The following is a 15,272-nucleotide window of genomic DNA, read 5'->3' on the forward strand; positions in this document are numbered from 1 at the left end:
GTGCCGGGCGTCGCCCCGCCGACCGGGCCACTGCCCCATTCGACGCGCTCGACGAACCTCGCCCCCGACGAGGGCGGGTGACCCGTCCGTCTGCGCGCACAGCGCGATCGCTGCGGCACGCCGGACATCACCAAGAAGATCACAGGAGGCGACGCGATGAGTGACCCGATGAACGTCCTGGCCCCCGAGCACCGGCGGCTCCGGATCGGCGACGCCTGGCGCGACGCCGCAAGCGGAGCCACCTTCGCCGTCGAGGACCCGGCCACCGGCAAGACCATCGCCGAGGTGGCGGACGCCGACGTCGGTGACGGGCTCGCCGCTCTGGACGCGGCGAGTGCGGCCATGGCGCGGTGGGCGGCGACCCCGCCACGGAAACGGTCAGAGCTGTTGACCGCGACGTACCGGGCGCTGACCGAGCGAACCGAGGAGGTCGCCCGGCTGATCACGCTCGAGATGGGCAAGCCGCTCGCCGAGGCTCGGGCGGAGGTGGCCTACGGCGCCGAGTTCTTCCGTTGGTTCGCCGAGGAGGCGGTGCGTGTCGAGGGGCGCTACAGCGTCGCTCCCGCAGGTGGGTACCGCATCCTCACCGTGCCGAAGCCGGTCGGACCGTGCGTCTTCGTGACGCCCTGGAACTTTCCGTTGGCCATGGGTGCCCGCAAGATCGCTCCTGCGCTGGCAGCGGGCTGCACGACGATCACCAAGCCAGCCGCCCAGACGCCACTGACCATGCTGCTCCTGGCCCGCATCATGGAGGAGGTCGGCGTCCCCCCGGGCGTCGTCAACGTTCTGACCACCAAGCGTTCCGGCGAGGTGGTCTCGGCACTGCTGGCGGACAGTCGGACCCGCAAGCTCTCGTTCACCGGGTCGACCGAGGTCGGGCGCGTACTGCTCCGGCAGGCCGCGGACAACGTGCTGCGTACGTCCATGGAACTGGGCGGCAACGCGGCCTTGATCGTGTGCGCGGACGCTGACCTGGACGTCGCGCTCGACGGCGCCATGGTGGCCAAGATGCGCAACATCGGGGAGTCCTGCATCGCGGCCAACCGGATCTACGTCGAGGAGCCGGTGCGCGAGGAGTTCACGGCGCGCTTCGCCGAGCGGATGGGCGCGCTGTCGGTGGGCCATGGTCTCGACGACGGCGTGGACGTCGGAGCGTTGATCGACGAGGCCTCGGTCACCACGATCGACGAGCTGGTCGCCGACGCGGTCGATCGCGGCGCCCGGGTATTGGTGGGCGGCGAGCGTCCGGACGGGCCGGGCCACTTCTACCCGCCGACGGTCCTCGTGGACGTGCCCGACGACGCGCGGATGCTGCGGGCGGAGATCTTCGGTCCGGTGGCGCCGATCATCTCGTTCACGTCCGACGACGAGGTGCTGGCGAAGGCCAACGACACCGAACACGGCCTGGTCGGATACGTCTTCACCCGGGACCTCCAGCGGGCGCTCCGGTTCACCGAAGGGCTGGACACGGGGATGATCGGCATCAACCGCGGCCTCATATCGGACCCGTCGGCCCCGTTCGGAGGCGTCAAGCAGTCCGGGATCGGCAAGGAGGGGTCGCACGAGGGCATCCTCGAATACCTCGATCTCACCTACGCGGCGATCGACCTGCCGTGACCGCCCTGCTGCTCCGGCCGCCCGGCGCGCGCGTCCGCGCCATCCTTGCGGCCAACCCTGCCGACGCCGTCGGGGTCGCGCGGGTGACCCGGTCGCTCGCCCAGCACATCGCCGCCGACGTTCGAGAGAGGCACTGACATGCTTGAGACCGTCCGCGGACCACGCCAGCTGATCGTCGGCGAAGGGGTCGCGCAGAACATCCCACGAGTGGTGTCCGAGAGTGGCTCGCGGGTCCTCATCGTGACCGACCAGGTTCTGCTGGGGCAGCCGGGCGTGGCCGAGATCGTGGCCGCCGTGCGGGACACGGTCGAGGTCGTCGCGGTGTTCTCCGACGCGACTCCGGACGTGCCGCTCACCGATGTCGCCCTGGCCGTCTCGGCCGCCGCCGAGGTGGACGCCAACGTCATCCTCGCCATCGGTGGTGGCACGGTGATCGACCTCGCCAAGATCGTCGGCGTCATCCGGCGCCACGGTGGGACACCGCGCGACTTCTACGGCGAGTCGAAGGTGCCGGGGCCGACGATTCCTCTCGTCGCTGTCCCGACGACGTCAGGCACCGGTTCCGAGCTCACACCCGTCTCGGTGTTGACCGACCCGGACCGCGCGCTGAAGGTGGGGGTCTCCAGCGTCCACATCGTGCCCGACTTCGCCATCGTCGACCCCGAACTCACCTACACCTGCCCGGCGACCGTCACCGCCCACTCCGGAATCGACGCGTTCTGTCACGCGGTGGAGAGCTACACCGCGCGACCCCGGCCCCACGGACCGCGCGACCCGGTGGAGCAGGTCTTCCTCGGCCGCAACCCGATCACCGACCACTACGCGCTCCGGGCCGCGGAGCGGATCGCCCGTAGCCTGCGTCGCGCGGTCACCGACGGCGGCGACACGGACGCGCGCGCGGACATGTCCTACGGGTCCATGCTCGCCGGGCTCGCCTTCTCCCATGCGGGCAACGCGGCCCCGCACGCCCTCCAGTACCCCATCGGCGCGGCCACGCACACGCCACACGGCCTGGGTGTCGGGCTGCTCCTGCCCTACGCGCTGGACGCGGCCCGGGATGCGATCGCCGACCGGTTGGCCATCCTCGCCGGGGTGTGCGGGCTCGACGTGACCGACGCCTCGGATGCCGAGGCCGCGCAAACGTTCCTCACCTGGCTCGACGGACTCCTTGCCGACATCGGCATTCCTGCCACCCTGGCGGACATCGGCGTGGCACGCGCCGACCTCCCGCGTTTCGCGGAGATGGCCAGTGGCGTCACCCGCCTGATCCAGAACCATCCGGGCCCGACCGACACCGCCAGCCTGACCGCGATCCTCGAAGCGGCCTGGACCGGGGACCGGACCTGACACATCCGTGGGCGTGCTGCTGGCCGGCACACCGCTCGCGGCCGCCGTGGCGGTTGTCCCCGACTCTCGAATTCCACCGTTCGGCTCGACGCGTCCTGCTGATGATCTGATTTCGCTCCTCCGGGACGGTGCGATCTCCCGTCGACAAGAAATACTCCTGCGGACCCACGCCGATGGAGGCAGCCAGCCGCGCCTCTCGGCGCGCGACACAGGCGTGGCGGGTTCCGCCCGCCGCGCCGGTGGTCACCTCGGCCCGCGAGCAAGGAGAAACCCACCTCACCATGCCTAGAAGACTGCTCTGCGTGCTGATGTCCGCCGGCCTCGCGGTCGGTACGGCGCTCGGCGTCACGCAGCCCGCGCATGCCGCGGACCCGACCGCCGATGGTGGCGGCCGAGCGAACGCTGGCATCACCCCGGGCGCGCGCAGCGCCGCGACGTCCACGAGTGCCGCCATCCCGGCGGGCTACACGGTCAGGGGCATCGACGTCTCCAGCCACGACCACAACCTGGGCCCGATCAGCTGGCCCGCGGTCGCGGCAAGCGGCGTCAAGTTCGCCTACGTCAAGGCGACGGAAGGCAGGACGTACCTCAATCCGTACTTCGCCGAAGACTATGCCGCGGCCAAGGACGCCGGTCTGCTCGTCGGGGCCTACCATTTCGCCCGTCCGGACAAGCGCGACCCGATCAACGAGGCCAACTTCTTTGTCGACAGCGCGATGTTCACCAAGGACGGCCAGACCCTCGTGCCGATGGTCGACATCGAGTGGCCCTACTGGAGCGACGCGCCCACCTGCTACGGGCTGACCCCGACCGAGATGTCGAACTGGATCCGGTCCTTCACCGACCAGGTCAAGGCACGCATCGGCCGGCCCGTGATGATCTACACGAACACCAACTACTGGAACCCGTGCACCGGCAAGAACGCGTCGTTCGGCGCCAACCCGTTGGACATCGCCGGCTACACCACCACTCGTCCACCCCTGCCGGCGGGTTGGACAACGGAGACCATCTGGCAGTACGCCGCCGGCAACCCGAGCCAGCCCGGGAACTACAGCCAGAACGCCTTCAACGGCACCCACGCGGCCCTCACCGGGCTGACCGGCGCACCGGTGGCCGCGCCTCCGGTCGCCCTCCGCTCACGGACCAACAATCGCTACGTGGTGGCGGAGAGCGCCGGCGGCAAGCCGCTGATCGCCAACCGCACCACAGTCGCACTGTGGGAGCAGTTCGACGTGATCAGTGCCGGCGGCGGTTACGTCGCGCTCCGCTCGCGTGCCAACGGTCGGTACGTGACGGCGGAGAGCGCCGGCGCCAAACCACTGATCGCCAACCGCACCAAGGTCGGCACCTGGGAGAAGTTCACCATCATCAACAACTCGGACGGCACGATCAGCCTGCGCGCCGCGACCAACGGCAGGTACGTGGTGGCGGAGAGCGGCGGCACCAAACCCCTCATCGCCAACCGGACGGCGATCGGCGCCTGGGAGAAGTTCGACCGGATCGCTCTCTGAGCACCGCCGCTGCCCGGCATCCTCACCGCGGGGGCGCCGGGCGCGGGCCGGTGCAGCCATTACGATGCGAGCGTGGCTCACGTTGCCCAGGCCCGCAGGCCGTACCCGCTGCTCGTCGCCGCGGCGGTCCTGCTGGCGCTCGGCGCGGCCGCCGCCTGGGGGGTCGGCGACACGCTGGGGCTGAGCCACGCCCCCGCCGCCGTGCCGCGCGAGGACGCTGTCGCCGCGCCGGCGCGGACGCCCGCGCCGGTGCCGCCGTTGGCGTCCCTCGTCGTACCCGATGGTCTGCGGCTGAGAAAGGCCGCAACCGCCGTCGCCGACGCGGTCGCCTTTCGCGGCCTGCCCCGGCCGGTGCTCGTCCCGGCCGCGCCGCACCCGGCCACGCCCGCGACGACCGCACCCGGCACCGGCACGGCACCGGTCGCCACCCCGGACCTGTCGGCTGTCACCGCGCTGCGGGCGGGCGTGCTGTCCACTCTCGGCGGGCCGCCCGAGTCGTACCGGCTCGACGTGCGCGGCGCCGAGCTGACCGTCCAGGGCGGCGACGTCGCGGGCGTGGCAGCCGGGATGTACCGGCTGGCCGACCGGATCCGCTCCGGCGCCGAGGCGCTTGCAGCGGCGGACGCGGGTCGGTTGGTCGTCCCCCGGCTCGGCCTGCGGCTGACCGACGCGGGTTCGGTGGGGCGCGAGCCCGACCCGGCCGTCTTCGCCGCCGGCGACGACTATGGCCTGAACACCGACGTGGTCGGGACGGCGGTCCTGCCTCGCGCGCCGTGGGTGGACGCTGCCGCGGTGGCCCGTATCGACGCGCAGTTTCGGCAGTTCGTCGACCACTCGGTGGCGCAGGGATTCAACGGAGTCGTCGTGCCCGGCTTCCTGGAGTACGTCACGTTCGCGAAGGCCGGCGACGGGCGCGCGGTCTACCCGCCCGGCGACCCGCACGTCGACCGCGCACGGGCGATGGTCGCCGCGTTCGGCCCCGTCTTCAAGTACGCCGAGGACATGGGCGTGCGGGTCTTCCTGCTGACCGACATGCTCGCGGTGTCGCCGCCGCTGGAGGCGTACCTGACGCGGACCGTCGGCGGCCTCGACACGGCCGACCCTCGGCTGTGGACTGTCTACCAGGCCGGTCTGGCCGAGCTGTTCGAGAGCATGCCGTTCGTCGACGGCCTGATGGTCCGTGTCGGTGAGGGCGGCGAGGTGTACGCCGGGGCCGGCTGGGACTACTCGTCGAAGCTCGCGGTCACCACGGCGGCGTCCGTGCGCGCGATGCTGCGGGCACTGCTGGACACGGCTGGCACGGCCGGAAAGGAGATCATCTTTCGCACGTGGACGGTGGGCGTCGGCGCCGTCGGCGACCTGCACACCAACCCGGAGTCGTACGCGCAGGTCCTCGGCGGGCTCGACGACCCGCACCTGATCGTGTCCACCAAGTACACCCTGGGCGACTTCTACAGCCACCTGCCGCTGAACACCACGCTGCTGGGCGGCGGGCACCGCCGCATCGTGGAGTTCCAGGCCCGCCGCGAGTTCGAGGGGTTCGGCTCGCTGCCCAACGACCTCGGCCCGCTGCACGGCGAGGCGCTGCGCGCATTCCTCGCCGCCAACGGAAATGTCGAGGGTGTCTGGAACTGGACCCAGGACGGCGGTCCCCTGCGCGCCGGGCCCATGTCGTTGTACCTGCGCGCGGGGTTCTGGCAGCTCTACGACCTCAACACGTACGCCGTCGGCCGCCTGGCCTGGGACCCGAACGTCGACCCGGCGCAGATCACGGCGGACTGGGCGTACCGCACGTTCTCCGGCGATCCCGGCACCGTCGCCGCGATCGGTCAGGCCATGGCGCTGTCCCGGCAGGCGGTCACCAAGGGCCTCTACATCGGCCCGTACGCCGACCGGTCGGTGCGGGCGCTCGGGCTGGAACCGCCGCCCATGATGTGGATCTTCGAGTGGGACATCCCGACCGGCGACTCCGCCGCACTGGACAGCATCTACGCGGTGACCGGCGGCCGCGTCGACGAGGCGATCGAGGAGGGCCGGCAGGCAGTCGTACTGGCCCGGCGCATGCGGGACCTGGTCGCCGGAACCGAACCGGCGACCTGGCGGGACGCCGAACTGCGCGGGCGTTTCACCGCGACTCTCGACTACCAGGTCGACCTGTTCGAGACGCTGAGCGCGTACCGGGCCATGGTGCTGCGACACGCGCAGTGGCTGGACACGGGTGCCCCGGCCGCCCGCCACGACTGGCGGCTGGCCACAGCGGCATACCACCACGCGCGCGACGCGCACCGGCAGCGCTACGGCGCCGATGTGGACCTGCCGGCGTACAACTTCACCGCCGCCGACCTCGGGGCCCGGCGTGCCGACCGGGACCCGGCGATGGCCTGGGCGGCCCGGGCGATGCTCGGGTCGATCCTGCTGGTGGTGCTGCTCGGCCTCTACGGGCGTGGGTTCGGCGCCGCCGCCGCGCGCGGGTTGCTGCTCGGCGCGCTCCGGCCGTGGCGGGTCGCCGCGCTGCCGACGCCCACGACGCGGGCGGACCGGGTGTTGGTGTGGCTGGTCCCGGCCGTGGTGCTGGTGGCGAGCCGGCTCGTGTTGACCTGGTTCGCCGCGCCGGCGCACCTGCTGGTCACCCTCGGTGGGTGGGCGCTGTTCGCCCTCGTCGTACGCCTCGTCGTCGGCCGTCGGGACCCGTTCCACCTGTGGGCCGCGCTCGGCGGCGTCGCGCTGCTGCGCAGCGTGCTCCTGCTGGCGGCGCTCGCCGGGCGCGGACCGGGCGGTTACTGGTTCGCCTTCTGGACCGCGCCGAGCGTGCGCGCGGCGTACGTCACCGTCGCGTTCGCGGCGTTCTGCTGGTTGTTCGTGGTCGTCGCCGTCGTCCTGCGGGACCGGTACGGCAGGCGCCGCCGAAGCGCCGTCGGGTTGACCCTCACCGCCGCGGGTGTGCCCCTCGGCGTGCTCTCCGCCCTGGTCGCCGTGGTGGGCCTGGAACGCGCGCTGACGGTGTGGAACGACCAGCTCGCGCTGCTGCCCTGGGGCCTGTCCCGCATCCTCGGCATCACCGTCTACCTCGGCATCCCCGCCCAACTCCCTGAGTACACCGCCGCCGCCGGAATCGGGCTGGCCGCCGCCGGCCTGCTCCTGTCACTCGGCGGTCACCGGCAATCCGCCTGATGGCAGCCGCAGGTCAGGATGCCGTGGCACATCGCATGCCAGAATCCGGCATGACGATCCGCCGCGCCGTGCCCGACATCACCACCGCCGACCCGGCCGCGAGCAGCGGCTTCTACCAGCTTCTGGGTTTCCGGGAGGACATGAACCTGGGCTGGGTGGTCACCCTGGTCTCACCGTCCAACCCCACCGCCCAGGTCACCCTCGTCACCAGAGACACGGCGGCAGCCGTCAACCCGGACCTCAGCGTCGAGGTCGATGACGTCGACGCCGCCTACGAGGCGGTACGTGCGGCGGGCGCAGAGATCGTGCACCCGATCACCGACGAGCCGTGGGGCGTGCGGCGCTTCTTCGTCCGCGACCCCGACGGCAAGGTGGTGAACGTCGTCAGCCACCGCTGACCGGCACAAGGGCCACCGGCTACCGCTCCCGACAAGCCCTCTTGACGATTCTGGCGAGCTGGTGACTCGTGTGGAGCGTCGGCCACGAAACTGCCCCCACCCGTTCGACCGGGGCTGGTAGCGTGCGCCGAACATGAAGATCACGGGGGAACATCGATGAACCGAACTCGATTCGTCCTGGCCGGCTTGGCTGTTACGGCGGCGATCGCGACGTCCGGCTGCGATCCGCAGCCCGAATCCGAGGGCACCGCAACCTCGCCGTCGCCGGCGGCCTCGAGCGCCGCTCCGACCGGCGGTGCGGCCACCACCGCGGCCAGCACCGCAGCCAACGACGCGGCCACGGTGAAGGCCTGCGCCGACATCAAGAAGGACATCAAGGACAACGCGGCTAAGGTCACCAAGGCCGAGAAGATCGGCCCGCCGGCCGGGCACTTCGCGGTCAGCGCCCAGTGGGCCGCCGGCTCGGTAGCGATCCTGGCGCACTCGATGAGCGCCAACGAGGCAGTCACCGCCGCCTCCGAAAAGATTCAGAACGAGATGATGAGCCTGAGCGACGCGTACAACAAGTCCGCCGACGCCAAGCCCAGCAAGAAGGCCCTGGAAGCCGCCATCAAGGAGCTGGACACCGCCTGCTCGGCCGCCTGACCGGTTCGACCACGCTATCGGCGGTGACCCTCGCCCGGACGGTCACCGCCGATTCGCGGGTCCGTGCAGCCTGTGGCACCTGGACCAGTGGCCTCTGAGCAACCCACGGTCAGCCACTCCATCAGCGGCCGATCCGGAGCGATCGCGCCGGACGAATGTCGGCCGGGCCAGCGATATCCGTGCAGCAACTGCAGGGCAGCACCGTTGAACCAGGTCGCCGGCACGGCGCTCGGCGTACTTCTCGTTGAGCGGATCCCCGTGCTCGTCCAGATCGAGGACGTTAGCGAAGACGGCGAAGCGGATCGCCATCTGCCGCTGCTCACCCACTCACCGGATCGGTGTGAGCGCGACCCCAGCTCGCGGTTCGCCCGGCTGGCCGCCGCTCCGGTGGCAAGGTGATGTCCATGGAGAGGAAGCACGTCGAGGACTGGCTCGCCGCCTACGAGCGGCTCTGGCGGACGCCGGGCACGGACGCGCTGGTCACGCTTTTCACTGAGGATGCGAGCTACCGGCAGGGGCCGTACTGGACGCCGGTCGTCGGTCTGTCGGCCATCGCCCGGATGTGGGAGAAGCAGCGCAAGGGTCCCGACGAGGTGTTCCGGATGACCACGGAGATCGTCGCGGTCGAGGGCGACACCGCCGTGTCGCGCCAAGAGGTTCGCTACGGTGACCCGGTCGACCAGGAGTACCGCGACCTGTGGGTCATGCGCTTCGCCGACGACGGCCGGTGCCGGTCATTCGAGGAGTGGCCGTTCTGGCCGGGACAGCAGCCGGCCGACCCGTCCGACGACTCCTGATCCACCGATGCGCAGCGAATGACCGGCGACACCCCGACCGGCGGGTAGGAGACTGACCAGTCGGTCGCACTACCTACCGTGAGCTGGGGTGTCACCGTCACGACGTCGACGCGTCAGACCCTGGCTGCCGAGCTGCCGCACCACCCGCTGGGCCCCGTCGTACGGGTGGCCGGGTCGTACCGCCCGTTGAGCACCAGCAGCGGCGCGCTCGTCTGCCCCCGCAACTGATGGTGCGCGTTGTTCGCCGTCCAGCCCGGGCAGATCGCGGTGAAGCGGACAGCCAGCGGCGAGGCCCGCAGGTGTGGCGCCGCGGGGGTCCATCGCCTCATCGCGGGGCCAGAACCTCCGCTTCGTCGGCTGGACGGCCACAGCCCGAGCCCGTCGCCTGGTGCGCTCCGTCACGGAGCTGGGCATGGCCGGGCCGTTGAGGGTGCCGCGCGGTGGCTGCTACAGTCAAGATTGTTGCTGCAGCAAATTTATCAGCGGCAACTACTTTGGGAAGGATGCCTCCGATGACCAAGCTCTCCGTCATCTACTACTCGTCCACCGGTACCCTCCACGCCATGGCCAAGCGCCTCGCCGAGGCTGGTGAGAAGGCTGGCGCCGAGGTGCGGCTGCGTCAGGTTCCGGAGCTCGCCCCGGCGGAGGCCATCGCCTCCAACGCCGCCTGGAGCCAGCACTTCGACGCCACCAGGAACGAGCCGAAGGCCACCGCCGACGACGTCGTCTGGGCGGACGCCGTGCTGTTCGGCACGCCCACCCGTTACGGCAACGTCGCCAGCCAGCTCAAGCAGTTCATCGACACCCTCGGCCCGCAGTGGGCGCAGGGGCTGCTCGCCGACAAGGTGTACGCCGGCTTCACCGCGTCCATGACCGCGCACGGCGGCCAGGAGTCGACCCTTCTCGCGCTCTACAACACCGTTCACCACTTCGGCGGCCTGGTTGTCGCCCCGGGCTACACCGACCCGCTGAAGTTCGCCGACGGCAACCCGTACGGCGTCTCGCACGTCACCGGTGGCAGCAACGACGCCCCGCTGGGCGACGCCCAGTTCTCGGCCCTCGACCACATGGCCGAGCGGGTCGTCAAGATCGCCGGGAAGCTCACCGCCTGAGCGCGGCTGCCGCCCTGCCGGACGCCCGCCTCGACGGGGGTGTTCAGGCTGAGCGAGGGCCGGTCTCCCGCGACGGGAGGCCGGCCCTCGGCGTGATCACACCACGACCGCGGCCATGACGGGGTGCGGCCAGCGCTGGTCGTCGCCGGGTCGGGGTAGGCGTTCCACCTCCCGGAAGCCGGGCGTGGTGAGCCGCTCGACGAACGCGTAGAGGGGCCACCGGTAGGCGGTAGCGACCTTGTGGTCGAAGGCGCTGATCCCGTCGGCGCTTCAGTCGGACGCCGCTGCTGCGTCGACTGTGGAGTCGAGGGGGCCTTCCGTCCGACCTTTGCGCGGCGCTACGCCGGGCCTACCTCGCTGTCCGGAATCCCCCACGGAAGACGGCTAGGCTGGACGGACCCGGACGACCGCCCCGACCAGGAGGCACAGATGGAACCGCTGGACCTGGCAAGCGTCGCCGTCGGAGCGCTGACCGCCCTTTCCACAGGCGTGGCCGGTGGGGCAGCGCAGCGGCTGCTCTCCGGGGCGGACCGGGTGGCCCAGGTGATCCGGCACCGGTTCGCTGGTGACCCGGGAACGCTGGAGGTCATCGACGAGGTGACCACCGCGCCGACGCCGGCCGCCGAAGATCGGCTGACGCTGCGGCTGGCCCGGCAGATCACTTCCGACCCGGAATTCGCCGCGGCGCTGCGGGACGCGCTCGCCGGGGCCGACCCGACGATCATTCAGGCGAACGAGAGCGGCGCGGTCGCGGGCCGCGACATGCGCGTCTCCGGCCGGTACGCCGCCGGCCGGGACCTACACGTCGGTGGCCCGGACGGCGGCTAGGCTCGGGTCGCTCAGGAAGGCAGCGAGGCGGCGGGACAGGGCGAGGGCGGTCAGGGACGGGTCCGCCGCGCCGCCGCGGGGGTACGTGGCGCCTGCGACGTGGACACCGCGTACGCCTGCACGGTCGTGATCGGGGCCTGGCGCCCGGCAGAACGCGCTGTTCATCGACGGTCGAGCAGTCGCGTCGCCGTGCTCTCCAGCATTGGGTTTCCCAACCGCCGGGCGTTTTCGATCAGCCGCTGCAGGGTGAAGCGGGCCGCCGGGCCGGGCGCCTGGGCCTGGGCCAGGGTGAGCAGCACCATGGATTCGCTGTACGGCTCGTTGAGCTCCCGGAACCGACTGGCTGACCGTTCCAGCCGCGGTAGCGCGCCGGCGACATCGCCGGCCCGCAGAGCGAGCCGGGCACGGTGGTACTCGGCGATGTCCGCCCACCGGAGGTCGCCGATGTCGGTGAAGGTACGCAGCGCCCGGTCGAGCAGCAGGCCGGGCTCCTCCCGCACCTCCAGGTCCATCAGGCTCGCGGCCTGGTGCACGTCAGTGATCGCCTCCCAGAGCGAGAAGCCGAGCGCGGCGAAGATGTCCCGCGCCCGGCCGTAGAGGGGCAGCGCCCGGCCCGGCTCGCCCTGCTGGCGCAGCGCGCTGCCGTAGTGGACCAGGCAGTTACCCTCCCGGTGCCGGTCGCCGACGGCACGGAACAACTCCAGCGCCCGCTCGAAGGCTGCGCCAGCGGCGGGCCAGTCGGCCTGGTTGCGGTGGATGATGCCGAGAGTCCGGTATGCGTACGCCTGCCAGCCCGTCTCCCCGGTCGCCTCGAAGTGGGTGAGTGAGTCGAGGACCACCTCGCGGGCGGCCTGGTTCTCCCCGAGCAACCGGAGCAGCACCGCATAGATCAGTCGGGTCTCGGCCAACGCCCCGGCATCGCCCAGGTCGGCGAAATCGGTGATCGCGGCCTCAAGCTCCGCGCGCGCCTCCGCATACCGGCCGAAGTCCCGAAAGGCGCGACCCAGGTCCCGCCGCGCACCGGCGAGCTGGACCTGGTCTCCGGCCCGGGTGCTGGCCTCCAGCACCAGCCGGTGCACCCGGATGCGGTCCTCGGCGAACGGGGTGACGATCAGCAGAGCGAGCATCGCGTCGGCAAAGCGGCCCACCCGGTCCATCTGGCCGTCCTCGGCGACCCGGCGCAGGCTGGCGAGAATGCCGTCCCGCCCGGACGCGAACCAGGCGACGGGTGCCAGTGTGATCGTCCTGCGCAGCTCGGCGAAGTCGTCGTCCGGCGCCGGAGAGACGGGATCGGCAGCACGGCTGCCAGAGCCCTGCTCCCGCAGCGCCCGGGCGGCAGTCGCCACGAGGTCGAGGTAGCGGTCGTTCAACCGGACCGCCATGGCCGCACGCTCGGCGGCCGCGTCCGTGTCGGCCAACTCGCGGGCGAGGTCGCGGACCAGGTCGTGCAGGCGGTAGAGGGGCTGACCGGTGCCGTCCATCCGGGTGACGCGAACGAGTTGTGCATGGACCAGGCGCTCGACCAGGCGCTCGCTCTCCGCCATGCTCACCTGCAGCAACGGCGCCAGCATCCAACCGGGAAACTCGTCGCCACCGGCCAGGGCGAGCGCCCGAAACGCCCGCTGCTCGCCAGGGTCGCGCTCGGAGTAGCTGGTCAGCAGCGTCGCGCGCACCTCGAGGTCCCCAATCCGGAGTAGGTCGAGCCGGTTGGCCGCCGCCGCCATCCGTTCGGACAGCCGGCCCATATCCCAGTCGCCCCTGGTCTTCAGTTTCGCACCGGCGACACGCAGCGCCAGTGGCAACCTGCCGCACATCCGCACCAGCAGTGCCGCCTGGTCTGCGTTGGACGCGTCGATCTGCACCCGGGCGAGGCGGCCGAGCAGGGCCACGCTGTCCGGCTCGGGCAGCACCGGCACCTCGACCAGCTCAGCGCCGGGCAGGCCGGTCAGTGGCGGGCGACTGGTCACGATCGCGCCGCAACCAGCGGTGGTGGGCAGCAGTGGGATGGTCAGATCGGCAGAGGTTGCCCCGTCCAGCACGACCAGGACCCGGCGGCCGGCAACCGCGGTCCGGAACTCCGCAACCAGCCGGGACTCGGTGGCACCGTCAGCCGAGCGGCCCAGCAGGTAGAGGAATTCGGCGACGATGTCGGCGGTCTGCCAGGACTGGGTGCCGAGGGCCGCGTACAGGACGCCGTCGGGGAAGCGGTCGCGGAGGCGGTGAGCCGCCCGGACAGCCAGCGCCGACTTGCCGATCCCGCCGGGTCCGAAGAGATTCACCACCACCGGGGCGGCGCATTCCCCGAACATGTTGACAATGGCGCTGAACTCGTCCGTTCGATCGGCGAAGTCGGAGATGTCGAGTGGCACGGCGAATGGCGCTGGGCGTGACTCGGGAACGTTGTTGATCACCATATCGCGTCCGGCCGCGTACTCGCCCCTGATGCGGGTGTCCCGTCCAGCGATCGCGCCGGAGCTTCGGCTGTCCATCTCGGACATCAGGACCGCCCCTTCCGCTTGCAATCTGCGGCGTCTCCGGCCATGGTCGATTCTGCGTTACGGTTGCTTGCTCCAACAACGGCCGGAGGGCTGATGCTGGCACTGCTCGCCGCTGTGTTCGAGAAGATCCTGGTCACCGATGGCACGGCCTTCCGGCGATCGGTGACCGGACGGTGAACGGTGTCGTCCTGTGCCTTGACGCCCACTACGTCTGGCCCACCTGCGTGGCAGCCCGGTCGCTGGCCCGCAGCTGGCAGGGACCGGAGCCGCTGCACCTCTACCTGCTCTGCGACCCCGGCGTTCTCCCGGACTCGCTGGCGGCACTGACGGCCGCCGCCGCTCCGGCGACGGTGACCGTCATCCAACGCGACTTCACCTTTCCCGACATGCGGATCGGCTACATCACGCCGATGGGGTACGCGCGGATCGTCGCACCCGGCCTCATCGACGCGGACCGGCTGCTCTACCTGGACTCGGACATGATCGCCCGCGTCAGCGTGCACACCCTGCACCGGCCGATCGCGCACGACTACCCGGTCGCGGCGGCACGCGACCCGTACATTCCCGAGCTGGGCAGCCCGCACGTAGAGACCGACCGGTTCCCGCTGAGCGGCCGGGCACCCAGCTTCCCGTACTTCAACTCCGGCCTGCTGGCCATCGACGTGGCACGCTGGCGGGCCGAGCGGCTGACCGAGCGGGCCGCAGAGTTGATCGCCAACCCCGACTGGCGCCCCTTGTTCGGAGACCAGGACACGCTGAACTACCTGCTCGGCGGCAGGTTCGAGTTGCTCGATCCACGATGGAACGTGATGCCGGTCAGTGTCGTGCAGCAGCGCCTGGACTTCACCTACCACGGCGAGCGGTACGTGCCGATGCCGTACCAGGTGGATCTGGAACGGGCGCCGTTCATCACGCACTACGCCACCGAGGTCAAGCCCTGGACCGACGCGTTCCCCGACGGCATGCTGCGCCGCCGATGGCATGCGGTGGCCGCTGAGGCCGCTGTGCTGATCGAGGCCGCCGGCGTGCCGGTTCCCACGGTCAGCACGACGGTGCGCCCGGCGGATTCCCACTGACTGTCGGACGTTCGCGATGAGTGGGCGCTACCGCTGCACCGGTCGATTCCGGCGCTGCCGCCCGTCCCGTTCTGCCGCGCCCGCGGGCGCGGCCACGAGGGCGTCCCACTCCCGACTCCCACAGACCGCACCGAGTCGCCCAACCGTCAGCCCGGCATGGGACGCTCGAGCTCCACGACCAATGGGCCACGCCCCGTGACCCCGGACACCACCCCCACAGCCGCACAATTCCTTGGCATGACAGCACGACACCCCCGAACCCACATCCCTTG

Annotated in this window: 13 protein-coding genes; 11 read left to right on the forward strand and 2 right to left on the reverse strand. The window is 71.1% G+C overall.

Annotation, left to right across the window (positions count from 1 at the left end; translation table 11 throughout):
- Window positions 1–156: 156 nt before the first annotated feature.
- The 8 genes from AB0B97_RS12325 to AB0B97_RS12360 all read left to right on the forward strand — a co-directional run bounded on the left by AB0B97_RS12325 (window position 157) and on the right by AB0B97_RS12360 (window position 9,486).
- Window positions 157–1,617, forward strand: coding sequence for an NAD-dependent succinate-semialdehyde dehydrogenase (locus AB0B97_RS12325; RefSeq protein ID WP_357493058.1), 1,461 nt, complete (start codon window positions 157–159; stop codon window positions 1,615–1,617).
- 138 nt (window positions 1,618–1,755) lie between these two features.
- Window positions 1,756–2,964 (forward strand): iron-containing alcohol dehydrogenase, encoded by a 1,209-nt coding sequence (locus AB0B97_RS12330; RefSeq protein WP_357493060.1) that lies wholly within the window; start codon window positions 1,756–1,758, stop codon window positions 2,962–2,964.
- A 173-nt stretch (window positions 2,965–3,137) separates the two neighbouring features.
- Window positions 3,138–4,475 (forward strand): GH25 family lysozyme, encoded by a 1,338-nt coding sequence (locus AB0B97_RS12335; protein WP_357493062.1) that lies wholly within the window; start codon window positions 3,138–3,140, stop codon window positions 4,473–4,475.
- 72 nt (window positions 4,476–4,547) lie between these two features.
- The gene (locus AB0B97_RS12340) at window positions 4,548–7,646 is read left to right on the forward strand and encodes a hypothetical protein (RefSeq protein WP_357493064.1); all 3,099 of its coding nucleotides are present in this window, start codon (window positions 4,548–4,550) and stop codon (window positions 7,644–7,646) included.
- A 50-nt stretch (window positions 7,647–7,696) separates the two neighbouring features.
- A complete protein-coding gene (locus tag AB0B97_RS12345; RefSeq protein ID WP_357493066.1) occupies window positions 7,697–8,044 on the forward strand; it encodes a VOC family protein in 348 nt (115 codons plus the stop codon).
- Window positions 8,045–8,200: 156 nt separating this feature from the next.
- On the forward strand, window positions 8,201–8,689 hold the full coding sequence (locus AB0B97_RS12350; protein ID WP_357493068.1) for a hypothetical protein: 489 nt from the start codon (window positions 8,201–8,203) through the stop codon (window positions 8,687–8,689).
- A 204-nt stretch (window positions 8,690–8,893) separates the two neighbouring features.
- Window positions 8,894–9,088: a hypothetical protein gene (locus tag AB0B97_RS12355; protein ID WP_357493070.1), complete on the forward strand. Its 195-nt coding sequence runs from the start codon at window positions 8,894–8,896 to the stop codon at window positions 9,086–9,088.
- A gap of 5 nt (window positions 9,089–9,093) precedes the next feature.
- A complete protein-coding gene (locus AB0B97_RS12360) occupies window positions 9,094–9,486 on the forward strand; it encodes a nuclear transport factor 2 family protein (RefSeq protein ID WP_357493072.1) in 393 nt (130 codons plus the stop codon).
- Between the two features lie 113 nt (window positions 9,487–9,599).
- Here the strand turns inward: AB0B97_RS12360 and AB0B97_RS12365 are convergent, their stop codons facing one another.
- Window positions 9,600–9,815 (reverse strand): hypothetical protein, encoded by a 216-nt coding sequence (locus AB0B97_RS12365; protein WP_357493074.1) that lies wholly within the window; start codon window positions 9,813–9,815, stop codon window positions 9,600–9,602.
- A 183-nt stretch (window positions 9,816–9,998) separates the two neighbouring features.
- On the opposite strand from AB0B97_RS12365, the gene wrbA reads away from it, so the two are divergent.
- Entirely contained in the window at window positions 9,999–10,598 is a 600-nt protein-coding gene (gene wrbA / locus AB0B97_RS12370) for an NAD(P)H:quinone oxidoreductase (protein ID WP_357493076.1), read from the forward strand.
- Window positions 10,599–11,027: 429 nt separating this feature from the next.
- Window positions 11,028–11,426, forward strand: coding sequence for a hypothetical protein (locus AB0B97_RS12375; RefSeq protein ID WP_357493078.1), 399 nt, complete (start codon window positions 11,028–11,030; stop codon window positions 11,424–11,426).
- Window positions 11,427–11,587: 161 nt separating this feature from the next.
- Here AB0B97_RS12375 and AB0B97_RS12380 read toward each other — a convergent pair whose 3' ends face one another.
- A complete protein-coding gene (locus tag AB0B97_RS12380; protein ID WP_357493080.1) occupies window positions 11,588–13,915 on the reverse strand; it encodes a tetratricopeptide repeat protein in 2,328 nt (775 codons plus the stop codon).
- A gap of 182 nt (window positions 13,916–14,097) precedes the next feature.
- Here AB0B97_RS12380 and AB0B97_RS12385 point away from each other — a divergent pair, with 182 nt between their 5' ends.
- Window positions 14,098–15,000, forward strand: coding sequence for a glycosyltransferase (locus AB0B97_RS12385; RefSeq protein WP_357493082.1), 903 nt, complete (start codon window positions 14,098–14,100; stop codon window positions 14,998–15,000).
- The last annotated feature ends 272 nt before the right edge of the window (window positions 15,001–15,272 follow it).

The sequence above is a fragment of the Micromonospora sp. NPDC049004 genome, from assembly GCF_040649315.1.
Lineage (GTDB): Bacteria > Actinomycetota > Actinomycetes > Mycobacteriales > Micromonosporaceae > Micromonospora.

Coding starts and splice junctions, on each gene's coding strand:
- AB0B97_RS12325 (WP_357493058.1), top strand. CDS start 157: ATGAGTGACCCGATGAACGTCCTGGCCCCCGAGCACCGGCGGCTCCGG.
- AB0B97_RS12330 (WP_357493060.1), top strand. CDS start 1,756: ATGCTTGAGACCGTCCGCGGACCACGCCAGCTGATCGTCGGCGAAGGG.
- AB0B97_RS12335 (WP_357493062.1), top strand. CDS start 3,138: ATGGAGGCAGCCAGCCGCGCCTCTCGGCGCGCGACACAGGCGTGGCGG.
- AB0B97_RS12345 (WP_357493066.1), top strand. CDS start 7,697: ATGACGATCCGCCGCGCCGTGCCCGACATCACCACCGCCGACCCGGCC.
- AB0B97_RS12350 (WP_357493068.1), top strand. CDS start 8,201: ATGAACCGAACTCGATTCGTCCTGGCCGGCTTGGCTGTTACGGCGGCG.
- AB0B97_RS12360 (WP_357493072.1), top strand. CDS start 9,094: ATGGAGAGGAAGCACGTCGAGGACTGGCTCGCCGCCTACGAGCGGCTC.
- AB0B97_RS12365 (WP_357493074.1), bottom strand. CDS start 9,815: ATGAGGCGATGGACCCCCGCGGCGCCACACCTGCGGGCCTCGCCGCTG.
- wrbA (WP_357493076.1), top strand. CDS start 9,999: ATGACCAAGCTCTCCGTCATCTACTACTCGTCCACCGGTACCCTCCAC.
- AB0B97_RS12375 (WP_357493078.1), top strand. CDS start 11,028: ATGGAACCGCTGGACCTGGCAAGCGTCGCCGTCGGAGCGCTGACCGCC.
- AB0B97_RS12380 (WP_357493080.1), bottom strand. CDS start 13,915: ATGGACAGCCGAAGCTCCGGCGCGATCGCTGGACGGGACACCCGCATC.